This is a genomic window from Streptomyces sp. ADI95-17 (genome assembly GCF_003846175.1).
GTDB classification, from domain to species: domain Bacteria; phylum Actinomycetota; class Actinomycetes; order Streptomycetales; family Streptomycetaceae; genus Streptomyces; species Streptomyces sanglieri.
The window spans coordinates 971,714-991,223 of record NZ_ML123044.1; the positions used below are offsets into that span (position 1 = coordinate 971,714).

The following is a 19,510-nucleotide window of genomic DNA, read 5'->3' on the forward strand; positions in this document are numbered from 1 at the left end:
GCATCCTCGAAGGAGGTACTTCATGACCGCCGAGATGGTGGCGCCCGCGTGGATGCACACGCAGATCAGCGCGGAACAGTACGACTCCTGGTCCGAGGAGCAGTGCGCCGGCATCGAGATCGTGGACGGGATGGTCGTCGTGAGCCCGAGCGCCTCCAAGCGGCACAACCGGCTGGCTCGGCTCTTGGCCAATGCCCTGGACGCCGCCGCGGGCCCGGACTGGAACGCCGACACGGACTTCGACGTCCGCCTGCAGGACGTTCCACTCATCAACCGCCGACCGGACGTCACCGTCTACCGGGCGGAGACCATCGACCTCACGCCCACCCGCCCCGAGCACGTACTCCTGGTCGTCGAAGTCGTGTCGCCCGGTTCGGAGACCACCGACCGGATCGTGAAGGTGGACCAGTACGCCAAAGCCGGCATCCCCTTCTACTGGCGCATCGAGCAGTCCGCCACCGGCGTTCCGATCGTCTACACCTACGTCCTCGACCCAGCCACCAGGGCCTACCGGGACGGCGAGGTGTTCACCGGCACCGTGAAGGCCACCGCGCCATTCCCTGTCACGGTCGACCTCGGGGCCCTGTGAGCAACAAGGAATCGCCCGCGCCCTCGGCGCCTCCGTGTCCTGCGGGCTAAGGCATGTCCGCAACCGGGGGCCTCTGGGCATCGGTCCCCAGCTCGGCCCGGACCGGTGTTGTTTCGGCATTCCGCGTGTCCCGCGCAGGCCGTGTCGCTTTGGTGACATCTCTCTTCAGTTCGCTGAACTCGTTCTCAACGTCGGTTTGTTGCCTGACCAGCAGCGTCGCCGCATGGGTACATCCGTGCGCATGCGGCGGTCTTGACTGATCCGCCACGAGTACGCAGAGTTAGCGCACGCGTGGGGGTGACAGTGGAGTCGCTGGTGGGGGTGCCGAGTGCGCGGCAGCGCTTGTTCTCCGAGCCTCAGCTCGATGACTCGGGTGCAGACACCCTCGACCGGTACAACTGGCAGGCCTCGATGGCAGCAGCCGACGGCCTTCGTCTGTACTTGGACTCGCTCGACGGCGATGGACGCCCGTCCAAGGACATCGACAGTCGCATCGTCTGCGAGTTGCAGGAAGACTGGGCAGCGGTCGACGGTGACGCGGTTGAACTGGTCTCGGCCAAGCACCGAGACGTAACCACAGGTCCCTTCACGACGGTCAACGCCCTTGCCGACGCCGGCGGCGTGGCTCACCTCTTCGGCCGTTGGAACGCACTGCACGAGACCGTCACTTGTCGACTCGTGACGACGTTTGGCTTGTCGTCCGACGCGCAGAAGCTCGAAAAGGCCTGGGTGAAGCTGAGAGAGCTTCGCATGACACGTCAGCCCCTGGACGTGCCCGATGATCACCGCACATCCGTTGCGGACCTCTGCCAGGCCCTGCGGTCGTACTGCAAGGAACTGCCTTCAAGTTGGGCACCAGCCGCAAAACCTATGCCGCCTCCTACCGATGTGGAGATCGCGCAGGTTGTCCGATTTATGGCTGTGCTTGATGTCGAGGCCGAGAAGCCTCTCCGCAGCCAGCTCGAGTTCGCCGCCGCAAACATGTATGCACGCCCGCTATGTAACCGCTTGGGCCTTCCGATCGACCCTGAGTCGATTTGGGCAGCTGTGCATGACATCTTCTACGCACGCATGCGCAAGGCAGGACCCATCCCGACGGGCAAGCTGCCCGCCGTACTCGCCTACCGGGTTGGCGCCACATCACCGAACACGGCCCAGTTGGAGCGCTCCCTCCTAAACCGAATCGTCACACTTGACGACATCGACCTGGCGGTCAGGACTGCCATCTCCCAGCCTCACGGCTATCGGCCACTTCCCCGTCTTCAGCGAACCACCAAGCTCGCTGTGAAGATGCAGGCAGGCCAGTGTCCGGACAACAGCATCGAACGAGCTGAGCACCTAGCTCAGGAGTACAGGGACTTCTGGCGTGATGAGCGCAGCGGCAACCCCACCGCCCGAGTGGCTCAAGCACGCCTCGATCGCTACCTCTTGCGCATCAGCGACGAAGCAACCCAAACCACACTCTCAGAAGTACCTCGAGGGCCAGCGTTCTGGAAGGCCGTACAACACCTTCTCGCGGCCTCACCGCCAGCCGAGCTGCCAAACGGGATAGACAGCGAGCTGCTGCTCGGGGGAATCTGCGATCTGAGCAGCCAGTGCAAGGTGTGGTTCAGTGACCGCTTCGACGTAGACCAAGCCATCGAGGCCATCCAGCGAGGACAGGGGCAGATCTCATGAACGACGCCCTGGACCGCGCCCTGCTGCGCGAGGACCTCGCCTATCACCAAACACGGGTCCTTATCCTCGTGACCTCCGTGGCCGGCACCACTGGCCACAGCGGCAAGCTCGATGGCCTAACAAAACTGGCGAAGCTCGACTTCCTGTTGCGCTATCCCGCCTTGGCCTCCACAGTGCTCGACTTGCTTGATCCGCGAGATCAACGTCTGGCTCTGGCCCCTGAGGAACTAGCGGCACCAACCGAGGTTGAGGCACCGATGACTCGATACAAATACGGCCCTTGGGATGACCGCTACTACGCAGTCATTGGCGCACTGGTAGGACGCGGCCTTCTTCGCTACGCAAAGGGCCGCAGAGGAAGCGTGGCGTTGGTTCCGACGCCGTCGGGTAAGCGACTTGTGGCAGATTTGGCTGCCACAGAAGCATGGGCGGTTATTAAGGAACGCAGCGACGCCGTCGCAGAAGCCTCTGCAGACATGACCGGAAACACCTTGAAGGACCTCATCTATGAGCGGCTGGCCGATCTAATGAACCGCCCACACAGGGAGGTCATTCAGTGACTACTAAGTTTCGCCTCGAGAAGGTAGAGATCCATTCTACTGAGGGACCTGTGCAGTATCAGTTCCCGTCAGATCTGACAGTCCTGGCCGGCCCCACGGGTGTTGGCAAGACCACGCTTCTCGAACTGATCAAGTGGGGCCTAGGAGGCGACGGCCAGCTAGCCCCCGTCGTAACGGAAAACGTTCTAGACCTCTCGCTTCAAGTCTCGGTCGGTGAAAGCAGGTTCCGCCTCTCTCGAAGTCTTGACCCGCAAAAAAGGAACAACGTTCGCGTCACAGATCTCGTGACCGGCGAGCGCCTTCGAGATCATCAGGTTAAGTCGGGCGAGGATGGCAGCCTTAACGCTCTTCTCATGACGAGCCTAGGGCTTCCGACTGACATGCGTGCCGCTGCACAGACTGGCCGCAGCACGAAGGCTGGGTCGCGGATTACATTCGCAGACATCTTCACGTACATGTACGTCCCCCAATCAGAAATAAACCGAGACATCGCGAGAAGCCAAGACTCGTATCTCGAGCCGAAACGCAAGGCAGTATTTGAGCTCATTTTTGCGCTTGCCGATCCGGAGCTCTTCGACAAGCGTTCAGAGGCGAACACCCTCAAGGGGATGGTCGAAGAAGCCTCAGATCACCACAAGAAGATTCTCCAATTCTTGCGGGACAGCAACACGCAAAGCAAGGAAGAGGCGGAGCAGGAACGCGAGAAAGCCCTCGATTCTCAGCGAGAGGCAGAGGAACAGAGGACACAGCTCAGGGACGATATCGATCCCGTCACCGATCGCGAAACGCAGGCGCTCCGCGACCTGCTCAGCGAGGCTGAGCGAAGTCTCGCTGATGCACGTAGCACGGCGGTTTTCCTCGGCCGGCAAGCAGAGGAGCTCTCCGGCGAACGCCGTCGGGTAAATGCTGACCTGGCTCGCCTGAACCGAATGCGCGACGCGGGCGAGAGGTTGGCACAGATCGAGTTCACCACCTGTCCCCGCTGTATGCAGGCACTGAAAACCCGCGAGGTGCCCCATGGGCACTGCCGACTGTGCTTGCTTCCGGATGAAGCAGCATCGACGGATGAGCTCGATCAGTACGAAACCGTGCAACTCATGGATCAGATGGAAGAAATGGAAAAGCAGCTGGCCTTCGTTGACCAGCAGACACAGAATGCACGGCAGTTGATCCTGGACCGCCAAAATCTTGTTCGACACCTTGAGGCCGCGATCGACACACGGACAGCCAACCGCGTAAGCCCGCGGCTTCAAGCGTACAGCGACATCTCCGAGAAAATCGCAGCCTCGCGGGTCGCGCAGAAGTACTTTGAGAATGTCCTGCAGCAATGGGACCGGGTTGCAGATCTGGCAAACGTGGAAGACGAACTCCGGAAGAAGTACGAGCGAACCGTCCGGGAAATCGAGCAGAAAGATTCGGAACTCCAGGAGCGGCGAAGGTACATCGTTGGCGAGATTTCCAAGGAGTTCAATCGCGTTGTATCAGACCTGCAAATTCCTGGAGTTAAGGAAGCCAGCATTCACGAAACCAACTACCTGCCACTGCTTAACGGGAAACCCTTTAAGCACTTCTCCCGGGGTGGCGGCATCGTAACTGCCACACAGGTTGCCTATTGGACTGCTCTGCTCGCGGTCGCTCTTCGGGAGAGGGGCGTCCCTTACCCGACTTTCCTGCTTCTCGACAGCCCTCGCCTTGCCCTGAACGAGGAACAGGATCTCACTTCCGGTCTCTACCGGAGGTTGGTGACCCTGGCCGAGGCAAACTCCGGACGAGTTCAGATAATCGTTGCCGACCACGCTCTGCCAGCGGTATACCGAAAGGACTATGCCGAGATCGCCTTCAGCTACGCGAAGCCAACAATTAGTTCCGTGAAGCACCCTGGAAAGGGAGGCGTTAAGCCGTTGGGCGCTACGGCTGGTTAAGGGAATCCCCGCCGTCTCCGACAGGCAAGTTCATTTCGGGCGAACGAAAATCAAGTCACCCGCCCTCAGCCTCAAGCGCCTTCTGCAGGCGGGCGCGAGCGCGGTGGAGATGGACGTGGAATGTGTTCGCTGCAACACCGAGGTGATCGCCAATCTCATTTGCATGAAGGCCAGTTGCCGTAAGCAGCAGAAATGATCTCTGTCTAGCTGGCAGTGCGGCGATGGCCGACTCGATCAACTGCATCAGGTTGATGGAGTCGTAGTCTTCGTCCGCTTCCGGAGCAATCGTCTCAAGCATCTCGCGATCAACAGAGTCCCTCAAAGGTCCGGCTTCGCAGGTGGTCGACGGCGAGATTGCAGGCCACCTTCGTGACGTAGGCGCGGGGTGCGGCAAGGTGGTCCCAGTGGTGTGCGACCCGGACGAAAGCTTCCTGCGCGATGTCTTCAGCGTAGGCGTCGAGCTTGGGATACCGGCGCCTCATGACGGCGGACGAGGCAAGAGGGCCCAGGTCCCGAGTTTGGGCGGGATGCACATGCCAGTGCCGATGAAGCCGCAGTGCACCCAGATACGGTCGGCCGCCCCGGCGCCTGGGTCTACCCTGGCCGCGCCGTAGCTGATCACCCTCGGCGCACCCGCCCTGTAGTCCTCACACTCGACCACGGGCGGCGGGTGCTGACCACTCCCGTCACCGCCACTCTGGCCCCACGGGGCTGCTGCCGGATCGGGAAACCTGTCGCAGCCCCGTGGCGGCCCACCCCCTGCCACTCCGCCACGCAATCCTGACTGTGGCGTGGGCCGCAGAATGCGGCTCCGCGCCCCCTACTCCTCAGCGGCGACAGCGGGTGCGCTGCCCTCCAAGTACTGGCGGATACTGGCGATCTTCTCGGGCCCCCACTCGGGCGAAGCGGCCAGTTTGGCCTCCACCCAGGCGTCGATACTTGCGTTCAGGTCCTCATCGTACGTATCCACGCGACTCCCGCCCCTGACACACCCCAGGCCATGACTGCCTGGCCACTCACACGCCCTGCCGCTAGTGACACGCAGAGTATCCAACTGGCAGCAGAACGGGAACATCGTGCCGTTTTGCTTCCTCGAACGCCTTGGGTCCCCACGGCCACCAGTCGACCGGGTTGTCAGCGTGCTGAAGCCGACATGGCGAGGTCGCACCAGCCAACCGGTTCATGCGGGTCAGCCTCCCACAGGGTCTGACGCGAGCACCGCAACCCGCCCGAGCCCGCCACTCTCGGCCGGGTCGGGGTCCCACTGCCCCGGAACCGCCGGCTGGCCTTGGGGACGAGTGGTGCGTCGATCGCGCCGCCTGACTTCTTGTGCAAGTGACAGTATCTGAAGTACCTTGCAAAACATGCCAGATGACGCATGGTCACCACCTCCCGTCCTACTGACAGTCGATCTCGTGATCCTGACGCTGCGGGAGAGTCGTCTGCACGTGCTCTTGGTGGAACGGGGCGAAGAACCCTTCCAGGGCGCCCTCGCGCTGCCGGGAGGATTTCTGAACCACGATGAGGAGGAGATCCTCGACGCCGCCCACCGCGAGCTGAGCGAGGAAACGGCACTGACCTCCGGCTGGGTGCACCTTGAGCAACTGGCCGTGTACGGAAGTCCGGGCCGCGACCCGCGGGGACGAGTCGTCTCCGTAGCTCACCTGGCGATCGCACCGGGGCTGCCCGATCCCGTCGCGGGGACGGATGCCACCGAGGCCGCGTGGATTCCCGCGGACGCCGTCCTGTCCGGCGAGACCGCTCTCGCATTCGACCACCGTCGCATCGCCGAAGACGGGATCGAACGCGCGCGCGCCAAGATCGAGTTCTCGGCGCTGGCTACCGCTTTCTGCGGGGAGAGCTTCACCATCGCGGAGCTCCAGCAGGTGTACGAGGCCGTCTGGGGCACTCCGCTCGACACCCGCAACTTCTATCGGAAGGTCCAGGCCGCGAAGGGATTCATCGTTCCCACCGGCGCGGACCGCAAGGCCACAGGGGGGCGGCCCGCGCGGCTGTACCGGGCCGGGCCGAACACCGTGCTGTTTCCACCGCTGATCCGACCCCGCACGACAGAGGAAGAGGAGTAGATGTCGAAACACCTGGTGGTGATTCTCACCGCCCTCAATCTTGAGTATCAGTCCGTGCGCGAGAGGCTGGTGGATCTTCGATTACATCTCCACAAGAGTGGTACCCGGTTCGAAGTGGGCGTCGTGAAGGGCACGTCGTGCCGTGTCGCGCTCGGTCTGACGAGCAAGGGAAACCAGTCCTCCGCGGTGATCGCGGAACGCGCGATCCAGGAGTTCTCGCCCGTGGCCGTGCTGTTCGTCGGGGTCGCCGGCGCCCTGTGGGATGCCACGAGGCTGGGTGACGTGGTGGTGGCGTCGCATGTGTACGCCTACCACGGCGGCACCAGCGAGGACGATGGGCTCAAAGCCCGCCCTCGGGTGTGGGAAGCGCCGCACGGCATCAGCCAGCTCGCCTCGCACCTGGCCCGCCTGGACGAGTGGGCGGATCCCCCGCCTGGTCACGAGGACCGACCGCAGGTGCGTTTCGGGGCTGTCGCCGCCGGCGAGATCGTCCAGAACTCGAGGATCTCGGCCGAGGCGAAGTGGATCCGGCAGCACTACAACGATGCGCTCGCCATCGAGATGGAGGCCGCCGGTGTGGCCCAGGCCGGCCATCTCAGCGGAGCTCCCGTGGCCATCGTCCGGGGAATAAGCGACCGGGCGGACGGCACGAAGAACAGTTCGGACGACCGCAACTGGCAGCCTCGGGCCGCGGCGAACGCGGCGGCTTTCGCCGTCCGCCTGGCAGTGGAACTGGTGAACGAGCAGGGGGAGTCCGCCATGCAGTCCGCAATAGCCCAGGACGACAGGGACCGTTCGGTCGAGCGATTAGACCGGGGGGTCATCAACACCGCTCACAACAGCACCGTCGGCATCATGGCCAGCTCGGTCACGGGCAGCAGTGTCCACATGGGCACGGCCCCGAAGGCATCCGGTCCGACGGACCTGGTCACGGAGCTGAACGGGTTCCGCGACCAGCTGAGGTGGCACCGCGCCGAGGGCGTGCTCGACGAGGACAGTTACCAGGCGGCCCTGACCGATCTGGAATCCTCCCTCCGGTCGGCCGGAGAGCGTGCCCATGGGTCGTCGAAGCAGACCGTCCTTGCGCTCAAGAGGCTGCGTGGACTGGTCGCGGAATGCCCCGCGCTGGTAGCCGCGTTGGCCCCCCTGGTCGCTGCAGCCGGTGGCCTGGCATGAGCCGCGACGACAGTGCCGCGTACAGCTCGGATTCGTACAACTCGGCCGCATACTCCACCGTCGGGATTCAGGCCGAGACCGTCCACGACTCCCACGTCTACATCGTCCACCCGGACGCCTCGCCGCAGGAGAAGTACCGGGTCGGTGTGCGACTCCTGGAGGACGGCGTCCCCAGTCGCGCCCGGGAAATGATCACTGATGCGATCGCCCACGGCCACGACGGCACGGAGGTGCGCTTCCATTGGGTGCTGGCCATGCTCAGCGCACGTACCCACCACGACCTGAGCGACGAAGAGGTTCAGCGGCTGCGCTACACCGCCGGGCGCGTGCGGGACTACGCCGAGGACGAGTGGACGGAAGCCCTACGCGTCACCTTCGACCTGTTGGCGGCGCTCAGCACGGCCGGCAGCGAGACCGGACCCGTACTGAAGCAGTTGCAGGACCTGCCGCACCGCCAGCACGACGCGATCCTCCGCCACCTCGACCTCATGCTCACCGGAGGCCTGAAGGACTACCTGTGGGCGGAAACCCTTGAACGGGCCAAGGCAGAACGCTTCGCCAACGACCGGGGCCAGCGGGTCTGGACCTACTTCGCACCCACCCCCATCGGGGCACGGGCCGTTTCGCCCCGCCCGAGCACCGCTGCCGCCGCCAAGGCGGCCTTCCCCCTCCGCGCGATCCTGTTCGTCGTCAGCAGTGCGCTCCTCTGGGCCCTGGCATTGATCACGGATCCGGCCCAGGCGATCGTCGAGTTACCGGTGGCACTCGGCGCGGGCCTGACCGCGGCCCGCTTCGGCGTCCGGTGGTGGGGCCGGTGGCCCGGGCCGGGCCTCGCGGCCGGGGCGCGCGTCCCCCACCCACGCGATCCTGCCTGCGACTCCGCACCCGGCCCGGACTCCGGACCCGACTCCGGCCCGGACTCCGCCGAGGGTAGGTTCACCAAGCGCGTCCGCCATTCGTTCGATCACTACTTCAGCAGGCGCAGGCCCCACGGGTTCACCTCGGACGCCTGGCTCGCCCACACGGATCAGATCCGCAGCGGCCTCGCCGCCGAGATCGCGGATCTCTACCGGGAGAGCCGGATCGGTGTGGAGCGGGTCGAATGGCTGATCCGGTACCTCGCCGAGGATGCCCGGAATCGCTACAACAGCGGCACCCTGTTCGATCAGCACCACCAGGACCGGACTCCGGGCAGGACGAAGGCCCTGACCGTGGCAGCCCTCGCCGTTCTCGGCACGGCGGCTCTGGCCGCGTTCGCCACGGCGGTCACGGATGCCGCCCAGCAGCAGGTTCTGTGGGCGTTCCTGGCCGTGCTCGGTGCGGCCTGGTCCGGGCACGCAGCCGCTTCCCGTTGGCTGGAGGTCCGGCGTGAGGAGCACCGACTGGACCGGGAGAATCGGGAGTACCTGGAACAACTGGCCGCACGGCAGAGCGCCTACCAGCGCTGGCAGTCCTTCCTGGACGACAAGCGGCCCAGCGAACAGGAGATGGAGACTTGGCTCGCCTGCGACAAGACGTCGTTCGTCGACGAGGCGCTCCAACACCACCGGCTCACCTGGCGTGACCTGATCACTCACACCATCCTGGTGGCCCCGGCTCCCTCCTACAAACGGGGCCGGGTCCGCGGCGGCCCATGGCGGTACTCGCACTACGTCTTCCGACTGTTCCTGTTCACCCAGGACGGCATCCGCGAGATCAGCTCCGAGTTCGACTTCTCCGACGCGACGCGCAGGAACGAGCAGCGGAACAACTACCGGTTCGACGCCCTGACCTCCGTGCAGGTGACGGAGAACGCCGACGTCGGCTACGACCTGGAGCTTCTCCTCGCCAACGGACCAGCCAGGAAGATCCGCGTCAAGGACGCCGAAGCCCGTCAGCTGGCGCCGACCGAGAATCCCAAGGAAATCTCCGAGATCAGCCTCAGCGCGGCCGGCTCCACCCACACCTTCCGCCTCCTGGAGGGGATAGCGGCGGACGGGAAGAGCTGGATCGAACGGCACGGCCCCGACAGCCTGGCGCCCTTCCAGATCGCCGGCTGATCCTGAACTCGAGCCGAGGAGCACCTGTGACCTGCACGGACGACGTCACCGAGAGCAAGGTCCTGCTTGCCGAGTACGACCGTCTCAAGGAGGAACAGAAGACCCGCATAGGGTTTCGCGACAACCTGCTCTACTTCACGCTCGCCGCAGCCACCGCGGTCGTGGCGATCACCGCCCAGAGCGGACAGCCCCGGCTGCTGCTCTTCGTTCCGGCGATCTGTCTGATCCTGGGCTGGACCTACCTGGCCAACGACGAGAAGATCTCGGCGATCGGCGACTATGTCCGCGACCGGCTGGGACCCCGCCTGGGGGAGCTCACCTCCGCCGACGGCGCGGTGTTCGGCTGGGAGGTCTACCACCGCGACGTCGCGGGCCACACCGTGCGCAAGCGGCTTCAGAGCGCAGTGGACCTGTTCACGTACCTGGTCCTGCCCCTGGTCTGCACGACCGCGTTCTGGTGCTCTCCCGTCGTTCAGCCCCTGCTCCTGCTCGCGTCTCTCGGACAGACGCTCGCCCTGGCCGTACTGGGCTTGCAGTTCCTGCGCCGTACGGAGCGGTAGCACCACAGGCCTCGACAGAAACGCGTACGGCACCCCCGGCCGCGGGGCGCGAGTCGAACTCCGCCGTAGAGTCAGCAGGCATCCGACTCGGGCTCGCGGACCAGCCGAGCAGTAGGTCCTGGCAAGCGACAACAGCGTCGAGATAGGAAATGAAGCGTTCCCGGGGGATGCCGAGGCTGCCTCGGATCGACCAATAGGACGTGTGTGGGAAACGGGGCACCTTACGCAGACCCGACTCCTTGTATCGCTTCGCTGGCGCGCCCGGCACATGCTCTGCGGCCAGCACCGACGTCAAACGTGCGAGGCGTTTCCGGACTCAAGCCATCTCCACTCGCCGGCAGCGAGAGTGCCTCCCTCCAGGTGCTGGCGGATGCTGACGTACTGCTCGGGCGTCCACTTGGGAGAGGCCGCTAACTGATCTTCGACCCAGCGCCTATGTCTCTATCTAGCCGCTCACCGAACGTGTCCATACCGGCCACTCCTTGGAAACGCCCCGGGTCAGAACTACCTGGTTGTTCACATGCACTGGCACCAGTGGCACGAGCTGTAGCCCACGCTCAGGAAGACCGGCACGTCGCGCCGCTCGGCTTCGGTCATCGCCGCTTCCCCCCATGGCCACCAGGCCACCGGGTTGGAGGCGTGCTGGAGCAGGTAGGGCGACTGCGAGTCGGCCAGTCGATTCATACCGGCATCGTTGCACGCGTGGGAGCGTCCGTCGGCGGACGGGCCGAAGGATGCGCGCGCCCCCGGTACGGCCGCACCGTGGAACCGGCGGCGAAATCGAACAGCTTTGCGATCATTTCACTTTCACGGCCAGATCTTGATCGCTGGGGTCCCGCGGATCAACGGGCAACCGGAAGTCGGCGCAGAGCACGGTCGGTTCGGTGGAGCCGAAGGCGTTTGCGATCACGCTACCGAGCGGATGCGGCCGGACACCTTTCGTGATCCTGGCCGGTCTGCCCGCCGGACCCGCGCCCGCACACCACGGGTGCGGCGTCTCGCGCCGACGGGCCGCAGACAGGAGACTGGGGCCCTGTCTTCGAACCGCCGTCCGCCGTGCGCGGCAGACGCGACCGTCGTATCCGAAGGAGGACACCTATGCGGGACAGCCATCGGGCCGAGGCCGAAGGGCTGTTGGTACGCGCCGTCGAGGAGGAGATGCGGCGCTCGGGCGGCCGGACCGACGCCGGAACGCTGACGGCGCGCGGGCGGGCAGCGCTGGATTCACTGGCGGACGCCGCGGCCGAGGAGTACGCCGCCTACGTCCAGGCACTGGACGCGGCCGAGGCCGGGGCGCAGCCACTGGCCCAGCGCTTCAGCCGCGGGTCGCTGGGAACTCCACTGCTGGTCACCGGAGTTGCCGCGGTCGCCGCCTTCGGCGCGGATGTCGCGTTCGGCACGGCGACCGGGCCGGCCCTCGGCGCGGGCGCCGTCGTCGCGGTCGCGGGGGCCACCGCCACCGTCGCCAAGGTCACCGCCTCGCACTGGCCGGCCGCCCACCGGCGGGCCGGAGCGCTCGGACAGCCCGGCGGCGCCGAGCAGTTGCGGCTGCAGTGGCTGGCGGCGCTGGAGGTGCGGGGCATCCGCCCCTTCATCGACCAGCAGCGGATGCTCACCGCCTCGTCCCGCACCCCGGCGAAGAAGGTCCCCGCGCAGTCGCGGACGGCTCCGTCGCCGCGCCGCACGGACCGCAGCGCGGCGGCCCGTACCCGCGCGCTCCTGGAGCAGTCGTTCGCTCATCTGCCCGCCTGTGACGGGCCGTTCGCGGGACGGCGCACCGAACTGGCGCAGATCGCGCAGTGGGTGCGGGAGGCCCGCGCGTCGACGGAGACCAAACCCACCGTCGTCGTCCTGCACGGCACGCCCGGCTCCGGGCGCACCACGCTCGCGGTGCGGGCCGCGCACAGCCTGAAGGACCTGTTCCGCGGCGCCTGCGTGGTCGATCTGCGCGGCGATGTGACCGGTGAGGCGCCGCTGCCGACCCGCGACGCGCTGCTGCATCTGCTGAACCGGCTGGGCGCGCCCCGTGAGCAACTGCTGTTCCGGGACGGGGCGGCGTCCCCCGGCGGGGCGGACCCGTCGGCCCGGGGCAGGGCGTCGGCCGAGCAGCAGGTGCGGCGGCTCAGCGAGCTGTACCACCAGCACCTGACCGGCACCCCCGTGACGGTCGTCCTCGACGACGCCGGTGACGCGGCACAGGTGCGCACCCTGATCCCGGAGCGCTCCGACAGCCTTGTGCTGGTCACCGCCCGGGAGCCGCTCCGGCTGCCGGACGACGTCCCCGCCCGGGTCCATCAGCTGCCGGTCGGCGCGCTCGACGCGGCCGGCGCGGAGGAACTGCTGCGCGAGGCGGCCGGGACCCCGGAGGAGGGGCCGTACGACTCCCGGGCGACGGACACCGTCGCGGAGCTGTGCGGCGGGCTGCCGCTCGCGCTGCGCATAGCGGGTTCCTCGCTCGGCGCCCGCACCCGCGACGACCTCGCCACCGGTCTGGCCGGGTACGGTCCGGTCGAGCCGGTGGAGCGGGCGCTGTGGCTGCGCTACACCGACCAGACCGAGCAGGCCCGGCGGCTGCTGCGCAGGCTCGCGCTGGCCGGGCGGGCGAGCCTGGGCGCCGCCGCGGCGGCGGCGCTGCTGTCCGCCGACGAGCAGGAGGCCGAGCGGCTGCTGAAGGACCTGGCCGGGGCCGGGCTGCTGACCCATGTCCGGGGCTCGCGCTACCGGCTGCACGACCTCGTCCGGGGCTTCGCGCTGGCCCGATTGCGGGACGAGGAGCCGGCGGCGGACCGTACGGCGGCGCAGGAGCGGCTGATCCGGAACTACGCGGACCTGGCCGGTGCGGTGATCCGCATGGTGGACGGCAAGATGTCCACCCGGGCCGGGCAGTTCGGCTCGCACGGCTTCGGTTCGCTGGACGCGGCGCTGCGCTGGCTGGACGACGAGTCGAGCTTCATCACCTCCGCGCTGCGGCACGCCGAGGGCGTCGACCAGGGCGCCGTGTTGGACCTGCTGGGCGCGCTGTGCGACTACTGCCTGCTGCGCGGCGACCTCTACCGGCTGGGCGAGATCAGCGAGTTGACGCAGGCGGTGGACAAGGGACTGCTGGAGCGGTCCGTGCAGTGGCGTACCGGCATCGCGGCCCGCCAGCTCGGCGAGCTGGACAAGGCCCGCACCACGCTGTCGTCGGTGGTCGGCCTCTACCGCGAGGCGCAGAACGGGGCGGGTACGGCGCTGGCGCTCTGTTCGCTCGGCATCACCCTGCACCACCAGGGCAATCTGACCGAGGCTTCGGCGCGGCTGCGCGAGGCGATCGAGCTGCAGTCCTCCGAGGAGCAGGCGGAGGACCGGGCCTGGTCGATGCACGCCCTGGCGGCCGTGGAACGCGACCGGGCCCGGCTCGCGGAGGCACTGACCCTGCTGGACACCGCGCTGGCCCTGCACCGGGAGGGCGAGTCGCTGCACGGCGAGGCGTGGACCCGCTTCCAGCTCGGCCAGACCCTGCTGCGGATGGGCGAGGTGGCGCGGGCCGAGGAGGCGCTGGGCAGGGCCCTGGAGCTGTACGGCAGCACCCGTGACGAGCGCGGTGAGGCGTGGGCGCTGACCCAGCTGGCCCGGGCCCGGCTGCTGGACGGGGATCCGGCCCCGGCGGTGGAGCAGCTGAATCTGGCGCTGGAGCGGCACCGGGACAACGAGGACGCGCGCGGCGAGGCGTGGACGCTGTTCTACCTGGGCCAGGCCCTGGAGGAGAGCGGCGACACGGACCGGGCGGTCCGGCAGCTGGAGCGGGCCCGCACGATGTTCTCCCGGATGCGGGACGTGTACGGGCTGGCGTGCGCCCGCCACCACTCGGGCCGGGTCACCCGTGACCAGCGGGCGGCCCAGACCGGGAACCTGCGTAACTCCGGCTTCGCCCGCCAGCTCCTGATGGACGCCCGCGCCGACTTCCGGCGCATCGGGGTCGCCCACGGCGAGGCGTGGACGTGCCTGGAGCTGGCGCTGATCGACGCGGGGAACAACCGGTCCCCGCAGGCGCTGGAGCTGTGCGGCGAGGCGGTGGAGCTGTTCGACTCGTACGGCGACGCGCGGGGCGCGGACTGGGCCCGATTCCTGCGCTGCACACTGCTGCCCTACGCGTCACCGGGCGGCAGCGAGGTGGGCACGGCGGTGGCCCAGGAGGAGCTGGCCGAGCTGCTGCGGGCCGGGCACCCGGCGCGCGACGGCAAGCTGGAGGACTGCGCGACGGGCTTCGCCGTGGTGCTGAACCGCGGCGTGGACCTGGAGGACGGCTGGCAGGCATGGCGCCTGGGCATGACGCCGACGCGCCACGCCCGGGAGGTCATGGGCGTACCCGTACCGGCCGCCTACGGCCCGGCCGGCGACTGAGGACGTCCCGGGTCCGGGTACGTCCGTGGGTCCGGGTACGTCTGTTGCTCCGGCCGGTCACCGACCGGCCGGACCGGTGTCGGGGCGGCTCCGGAACTCCGGGGCCGCCCGCGTTCACCGCCGTCTGCTTCGGGTTACTTCCGCTTCGCGGAACCGGCCGCCACGGGGGCTTCGGCCACCGCGTCCGGATCCGGGGCCTCCTCGAAGTCGACCTTGCCCATGTGCCGGTTCATGGACTTCATCAGCAGCCACACGCCCACGGCGAGCGCCGCGAAGACGATGAAGCCGAGAACGCCGGGGGTCACCTTGTTCTTGTCGAGCTCTTCGGCAAGCGGAACGAGGTCGGTCAGTGCCTGGGTCGCGTACATATCAGGCATTGTCGCGGATGCCCGCGAAGAGGTCGCTCTCGGGGAGGGAGGTATCGACGAGAGACTTCGCCAGCTCGTACTCCTCGGTCGGCCAGACCTCCTTCTGGATGTCCATCGGGACGCGGAACCAGCCGCCCTCCGGATCGATCTGGGTGGCGTGCGCGATCAGCGCCCTGTCCCGGATCTCGAAGAAGTCCGCACACGGAACGTGCGTGGTCAGCGTGCGCTCGTCGCGCCCGAACTCCTTCCAGCGCTCCAGCCACTCGCCGTACGGCGACTCCAGCCCGCGGGCCAGCAGCGCCTCGTGCAGCGCCACCGTGCGCGGCCGGTTGAAGCCCTGGTTGTAGTAGAGCTTCTGCGGCTGCCAGGCCGGGCCGAACTCCGACTCGGGGAACTTCTCGGCGTCCGCCGCACCGTCGAAGGCGATCATCGTGATCTTGTGGGTCATGATGTGGTCGGGGTGCGGGTACCCGCCGTTCTCGTCGTACGTCGTGATGGCCTGGGGCCGGAACGCACGGATGCTGCGGACGAGCCGGCCCGCGGCCTTCTCCTCGTCCTCCAGCGCGAAGCAGCCCTCGGGCAGCGGCGGCAGCGGGTCGCCCTCGGGCAGGCCGGAGTCGACGAAGCCGAGCCACTCCTGCTCGACACCCAGGATCTCCCGGGCCTCGTCCATCTCCTTCTTGCGCACCTCGTGGATGTTCTCCTCGATGTACGCGTCGCCCTGGAGCTTGGGGTTGAGGATGGAGCCGCGCTCGCCTCCCGTGCAGGTCACCACCAGCACGTCCACCCCCTCGGACACATACTTGGCCATGGTGGCCGCGCCCTTGCTCGACTCGTCGTCGGGGTGGGCGTGAACGGCCATCAGTCGCAGCTGCTGGGTCAAGACTCGATCCTCAGTGATTCGGCATGTGGGCAGGCTTCTATAGTGACCGAACCGGGGGACGGAAAATTCCTCGATCCCCGGTACGGGAGGAACGATCATGACGGCGGTGCCCGAGACGCTTCCGGAGAACCGCTACGGCCGCTCCGCGGACCAGCGGGCGGACCGCAAGCTCAAGATCATCGGTTCGGTGCTGGGCGCCGTGCTGCTCGGCGTGGTCGGCTGGATCGGCTACGACTACGTCACCGGCCAGGGCATCAGCGCCGAGGTGATCAAGCGCCAGGTCGTCTCCGACCAGCGGGTCGACATCCACCTGGAAGTGCGCAAGGACAAGGACGCCAAGGGTTACTGCACCCTGCGCGCGCAGCACGAGGACGGCAGCGACGTGGCCCGCAAGGACTTCCGCTTCGACGAGCGCACCGACCGGATCGACCGCGTCCTGTCGCTGCGTACGACGGCCAGGGCCACCAGCGTCGAACTGCTGGGCTGCACCACCGACGGCGGGGCGTCACGCTGACCGGCGCACGCCGCCGCTGAACCAACCACACCCGGGCTGACCTGCGCACACGCGGTCCCGGCGTTTTACCTTCTCCCCCTTTTCCTGCGGAATTGTTAGGCTCGTGGTTTCGCCCACCCGTGGAAGCACATGCTTACGGGTAGGGCGATGCTTTGTATTCCCAGTACCGACGAGGAGCACCCTGTGACCCAGACCAGCGAAAACGTCACCTGGCTCACGCAGGAGGCGTACAACCAGCTCAAGGCCGAGCTGGAGTACCTGTCTGGTCCCGCGCGCACGGAAATCGCCGTCAAGATCGCGGCGGCCCGTGAGGAGGGCGACCTGCGCGAGAACGGCGGGTACCACGCCGCCAAGGAGGAGCAGGGCAAGATGGAGCTCCGGGTGCGCCAGCTGACCCAGCTCCTGGAGCACGCGAAGGTCGGCGAGGCGCCTGCCGACGACGGCGTGGTCGAGCCCGGCATGGTCGTGACGATCGCCTTCGACGGCGACCCGGACGACACGATGACCTTCCTGCTCGCCTCCCGCGAGTACGCGAGCTCGGACATCGAGACGTACTCCCCGCAGTCGCCGCTCGGCACCGGCGTGAACGGCAAGCGGATGGGCGACGACGCCGAGTACGAGCTGCCGAACGGCAGGACGGCCACCGTGAAGATCCTCGCGGCGAAGCCGTACACCGGCTGATCCCGCACACCGACGCGGGGGAGCCCCCGGCCCGGGCGACGACCGACGGGCCGGGGGCTCCCCCGCGTCGTGCGGCGCCCCGCGCCGGGAGGGGGTCAGCGCCGGGAGGGGGTCAGCGCCGGGAGGGGGTCAGCGCCGGGAGGGGGTCAGCCCATCACCAGATAGCCCGCGTCCCGCAGCGCCGCCGAGACCTCCGCGCAGTGCTCCGGCCCCTTCGTCTCCAACTGGAGCTCCACCTCGACCTCGGTGAGCCCGAGCCGGGGATCGGTCCGCACGTGACCGATGTCCAGCACATTGGCGTCCACCACCGAGAGCACGCCGAGCAGCGTGGCCAGCGCGCCGGGGCGGTCGGTCAGCCGCAGCCGCAGACTCAGATAACGGCCGGCCGCCACCATGCCGTGGGTCAGAATGCGCTGCATCAGCAGCGGGTCCACGTTGCCGCCGGAAAGGAGCGCGACCACCGGCCCGTGGAACGACTCCGGATCGCTCAGCAGCGCCGCGACCGGGCTCGCGCCGGCCGGCTCCACCACCAGCTTCGCCCGCTCCAGGCAGAGCAGCAGCGCACTGGACAGCTCGTCCTCGGAGACCGTACGGACCTCGTCGACCAGCTCCCTGACCAGCTCGAACGGCACATCGCCGGGGCGCCCCACCTTGATGCCGTCCGCCATCGTGACCGGCGATTCGATCGACACCGGATGGCCCGCGGCCAGCGAGGGCGGATAGCAGGCCGCGCCCGCCGCCTGCACCCCGACGATCCGCACATCGGGCCGGACCGCCTTGACCGCCACCGCGATGCCCGCCGCGAGACCGCCGCCGCCGATGCCCACGACGATGGTCCGCACTTCGGGGCACTGTTCGAGGATCTCCAGCCCCACCGTGCCCTGCCCGGCGATGATGTCCGGGTGGTCGAAGGGGTGGATGAAGACCGCACCGGTCTCCTGGGCGTACTCCTGCGCGGCGGCCAGTGTCTCGTCCACGACATGCCCGTGCAGCCGGACCTCGGCCCCGTACTGGCGGGTCGCGGCCACCTTCGGCAGCGGCGCCCCGACCGGCATGAAGACCGTCGACCGTACGCCGAGCAGCGCAGACGCGAGTGCGACACCCTGCGCATGGTTTCCGGCGCTCGCGGCGACGACCCCGGCCGCCCGCTCCACCGGCGACAGGCCCGCGATACGCACGTACGCGCCACGCAGTTTGAACGAGCCGGTCCGCTGGAGGTTCTCGCACTTGAGGTGGACCGGCGCACCCACCAGGTCGGTCAGGTGGCGGCTGCCTTCCATGGCGGTCATCCTGGCCACGCCGGAGAGCATCTTCTGCGCTCCGCGGACGTCGTCGAGGATCAGCGGGGGAAAGTGGCCGGTCGCGCGGAAGTTCATACGGTAAGTCTTGCAGCTCGGCAGGGCACCGGCCGCCGCGTCCCGTCCCCTCCTGGGCCGTTGTCCACGGGTTTGCGCAGCGCTGGTACACGTTGCCCCGTGGCCGCGTACTCTGTCCCCCACCCATCCGACACCGCACGAAGAGAGCCCCCGGCCATGCCCCCTCAGGACATGACGACAGCTGCGTCTCCTTCCGGGGGCGCCGCCCCCGAACCCTCGGGTTCCGACGGCGTCCTCGACGCTCTGCAGCACCAGGTCGCGGTATTCGCCCGCCGTGCCGAGCAGACCCGCCTCGGCGGTGTCGGCCAGGTACGCAATTCCATGGACCGGGCCGCCTATCTGCTGCTCAACCGGCTGGACCGGGAAGGCCCGATGGGCGTCAAGGCACTGGCCGCGGGCATGGGGATCGACTCCTCGACCGTGACCCGGCAGGTGGCGCCGCTGGTCGACACCGGGCTGGTCAAGCGCACCTCGCACCCCGAGGACGGCCGGGCCGTCGTGCTCCAGCTGTCGCCGCGCGGCCAGGCCCGGCTGGACGAGGTCCGCAGCTCCCGCCGCGAGCTGATGACGCAGGTGACGGACGGCTGGACGGCCGAGGAGCGCGAGACCTTCTGTGCGCTGCTCACCCGGTTCAACATCTCGCTGGCCGCCCGCCAGACCTCGCACCAGGCACCTCCGGCCGGCTAGGGCCTCTC

The 19,510-nt window shown here is 67.7% G+C and carries 17 protein-coding genes and 2 pseudogenes; 12 read left to right on the forward strand and 7 right to left on the reverse strand.

Features of this window, described 5'->3' with window-relative positions; translation table 11 throughout:
- Positions 1 to 22: 22 nt before the first annotated feature.
- From EES42_RS04210 to EES42_RS04225, 4 genes are all read left to right on the forward strand, one after another.
- Positions 23 to 589, forward strand: coding sequence for a Uma2 family endonuclease (locus tag EES42_RS04210; protein WP_124716719.1), 567 nt, complete (start codon positions 23 to 25; stop codon positions 587 to 589).
- Positions 590 to 892: 303 nt separating this feature from the next.
- A complete protein-coding gene (locus tag EES42_RS04215; RefSeq protein ID WP_124716720.1) occupies positions 893 to 2,266 on the forward strand; it encodes a hypothetical protein in 1,374 nt (457 codons plus the stop codon).
- Positions 2,263 to 2,826 carry a hypothetical protein gene (locus EES42_RS04220; protein WP_124716721.1) on the forward strand — a complete coding sequence of 188 codons (564 nt, stop codon included), beginning with the start codon at positions 2,263 to 2,265 and terminating at the stop codon, positions 2,824 to 2,826. Before EES42_RS04215 ends, EES42_RS04220 begins: the two co-directional genes overlap by 4 nt.
- Positions 2,823 to 4,748, forward strand: a complete 1,926-nt coding sequence (locus tag EES42_RS04225; protein WP_124716722.1) for an AAA family ATPase — start codon at positions 2,823 to 2,825, stop codon at positions 4,746 to 4,748. Before EES42_RS04220 ends, EES42_RS04225 begins: the two co-directional genes overlap by 4 nt.
- 55 nt (positions 4,749 to 4,803) lie before the next feature.
- On the opposite strand, the gene EES42_RS04230 is transcribed toward EES42_RS04225, so the two are convergent.
- The 3 genes and pseudogenes from EES42_RS04230 to EES42_RS04240 form a co-directional block, all read right to left on the reverse strand.
- Positions 4,804 to 5,046 (reverse strand): RNA polymerase sigma factor, encoded by a 243-nt coding sequence (locus tag EES42_RS04230; RefSeq protein WP_124716723.1) that lies wholly within the window; start codon positions 5,044 to 5,046, stop codon positions 4,804 to 4,806.
- Positions 5,047 to 5,568: 522 nt separating this feature from the next.
- Positions 5,569 to 5,718: a hypothetical protein gene (locus EES42_RS44575; RefSeq protein WP_164495161.1), complete on the reverse strand. Its 150-nt coding sequence runs from the start codon at positions 5,716 to 5,718 to the stop codon at positions 5,569 to 5,571.
- A gap of 64 nt (positions 5,719 to 5,782) precedes the next feature.
- Positions 5,783 to 5,932: pseudogene (locus tag EES42_RS04240) on the reverse strand (DUF255 domain-containing protein); the annotation flags it as partial.
- Positions 5,933 to 6,112: 180 nt separating this feature from the next.
- On the opposite strand from EES42_RS04240, the gene EES42_RS04245 reads away from it, so the two are divergent.
- Genes EES42_RS04245 through EES42_RS04260 form a run of 4 tightly spaced genes read left to right on the forward strand, consistent with a single transcriptional unit; the run spans position 6,113 to position 10,610 of the window.
- Positions 6,113 to 6,835 carry an NUDIX hydrolase gene (locus EES42_RS04245; RefSeq protein ID WP_124716725.1) on the forward strand — a complete coding sequence of 241 codons (723 nt, stop codon included), beginning with the start codon at positions 6,113 to 6,115 and terminating at the stop codon, positions 6,833 to 6,835.
- On the forward strand, positions 6,836 to 8,011 hold the full coding sequence (locus EES42_RS04250; protein ID WP_124716726.1) for a 5'-methylthioadenosine/S-adenosylhomocysteine nucleosidase family protein: 1,176 nt from the start codon (positions 6,836 to 6,838) through the stop codon (positions 8,009 to 8,011). It begins immediately after the preceding gene.
- Positions 8,008 to 10,050, forward strand: coding sequence for a hypothetical protein (locus EES42_RS04255; RefSeq protein ID WP_206433361.1), 2,043 nt, complete (start codon positions 8,008 to 8,010; stop codon positions 10,048 to 10,050). Before EES42_RS04250 ends, EES42_RS04255 begins: the two co-directional genes overlap by 4 nt.
- A gap of 26 nt (positions 10,051 to 10,076) precedes the next feature.
- Positions 10,077 to 10,610 (forward strand): hypothetical protein, encoded by a 534-nt coding sequence (locus EES42_RS04260; RefSeq protein ID WP_124716727.1) that lies wholly within the window; start codon positions 10,077 to 10,079, stop codon positions 10,608 to 10,610.
- Between the two features lie 528 nt (positions 10,611 to 11,138).
- On the opposite strand, the pseudogene EES42_RS04265 reads toward EES42_RS04260, so the two are convergent.
- A pseudogene (locus EES42_RS04265) lies at positions 11,139 to 11,294 on the reverse strand (DUF255 domain-containing protein); the annotation flags it as partial.
- A gap of 414 nt (positions 11,295 to 11,708) precedes the next feature.
- Between EES42_RS04265 and EES42_RS04270 the strand changes: the two are divergent.
- Positions 11,709 to 14,993, forward strand: a complete 3,285-nt coding sequence (locus tag EES42_RS04270; protein WP_124716728.1) for a tetratricopeptide repeat protein — start codon at positions 11,709 to 11,711, stop codon at positions 14,991 to 14,993.
- Positions 14,994 to 15,127: 134 nt separating this feature from the next.
- On the opposite strand, the gene EES42_RS04275 is transcribed toward EES42_RS04270, so the two are convergent.
- The gene (locus tag EES42_RS04275; RefSeq protein WP_124716729.1) at positions 15,128 to 15,361 is read right to left on the reverse strand and encodes a hypothetical protein; all 234 of its coding nucleotides are present in this window, start codon (positions 15,359 to 15,361) and stop codon (positions 15,128 to 15,130) included.
- Position 15,362: 1 nt separating this feature from the next.
- Positions 15,363 to 16,244 carry a mycothiol conjugate amidase Mca gene (gene mca, locus EES42_RS04280; RefSeq protein WP_124716730.1) on the reverse strand — a complete coding sequence of 294 codons (882 nt, stop codon included), beginning with the start codon at positions 16,242 to 16,244 and terminating at the stop codon, positions 15,363 to 15,365.
- Positions 16,245 to 16,341: 97 nt separating this feature from the next.
- Here mca and EES42_RS04285 point away from each other — a divergent pair, with 97 nt between their 5' ends.
- Complete coding sequence (locus EES42_RS04285) at positions 16,342 to 16,758, forward strand: DUF4307 domain-containing protein (RefSeq protein WP_124716731.1); 417 nt, start codon at positions 16,342 to 16,344, stop codon at positions 16,756 to 16,758.
- A 183-nt stretch (positions 16,759 to 16,941) separates the two neighbouring features.
- A complete protein-coding gene (gene greA / locus EES42_RS04290) occupies positions 16,942 to 17,439 on the forward strand; it encodes a transcription elongation factor GreA (RefSeq protein ID WP_124716732.1) in 498 nt (165 codons plus the stop codon).
- A gap of 146 nt (positions 17,440 to 17,585) precedes the next feature.
- Here the strand turns inward: greA and ilvA are convergent, their stop codons facing one another.
- The gene (ilvA, locus tag EES42_RS04295; protein WP_124716733.1) at positions 17,586 to 18,815 is read right to left on the reverse strand and encodes a threonine ammonia-lyase; all 1,230 of its coding nucleotides are present in this window, start codon (positions 18,813 to 18,815) and stop codon (positions 17,586 to 17,588) included.
- Positions 18,816 to 18,971: 156 nt separating this feature from the next.
- On the opposite strand from ilvA, the gene EES42_RS04300 reads away from it, so the two are divergent.
- On the forward strand, positions 18,972 to 19,502 hold the full coding sequence (locus EES42_RS04300) for a MarR family winged helix-turn-helix transcriptional regulator (RefSeq protein WP_124716734.1): 531 nt from the start codon (positions 18,972 to 18,974) through the stop codon (positions 19,500 to 19,502).
- The last annotated feature ends 8 nt before the right edge of the window (positions 19,503 to 19,510 follow it).

Bases quoted from the DNA above. Each gene is read 5' to 3' on its own strand.
- EES42_RS04270 (WP_124716728.1), top strand. From the start codon at position 11,709: ATGCGGGACAGCCATCGGGCCGAGGCCGAAGGGCTGTTGGTACGCGCC.
- EES42_RS04210 (WP_124716719.1), top strand. From the start codon at position 23: ATGACCGCCGAGATGGTGGCGCCCGCGTGGATGCACACGCAGATCAGC.
- EES42_RS04275 (WP_124716729.1), bottom strand. From the start codon at position 15,361: ATGTACGCGACCCAGGCACTGACCGACCTCGTTCCGCTTGCCGAAGAG.
- EES42_RS04230 (WP_124716723.1), bottom strand. From the start codon at position 5,046: ATGCTTGAGACGATTGCTCCGGAAGCGGACGAAGACTACGACTCCATC.
- EES42_RS04220 (WP_124716721.1), top strand. From the start codon at position 2,263: ATGAACGACGCCCTGGACCGCGCCCTGCTGCGCGAGGACCTCGCCTAT.
- EES42_RS04250 (WP_124716726.1), top strand. From the start codon at position 6,836: ATGTCGAAACACCTGGTGGTGATTCTCACCGCCCTCAATCTTGAGTAT.
- EES42_RS04245 (WP_124716725.1), top strand. From the start codon at position 6,113: ATGCCAGATGACGCATGGTCACCACCTCCCGTCCTACTGACAGTCGAT.
- EES42_RS04285 (WP_124716731.1), top strand. From the start codon at position 16,342: ATGACGGCGGTGCCCGAGACGCTTCCGGAGAACCGCTACGGCCGCTCC.
- ilvA (WP_124716733.1), bottom strand. From the start codon at position 18,815: ATGAACTTCCGCGCGACCGGCCACTTTCCCCCGCTGATCCTCGACGAC.
- EES42_RS04300 (WP_124716734.1), top strand. From the start codon at position 18,972: ATGCCCCCTCAGGACATGACGACAGCTGCGTCTCCTTCCGGGGGCGCC.
- EES42_RS04255 (WP_206433361.1), top strand. From the start codon at position 8,008: ATGAGCCGCGACGACAGTGCCGCGTACAGCTCGGATTCGTACAACTCG.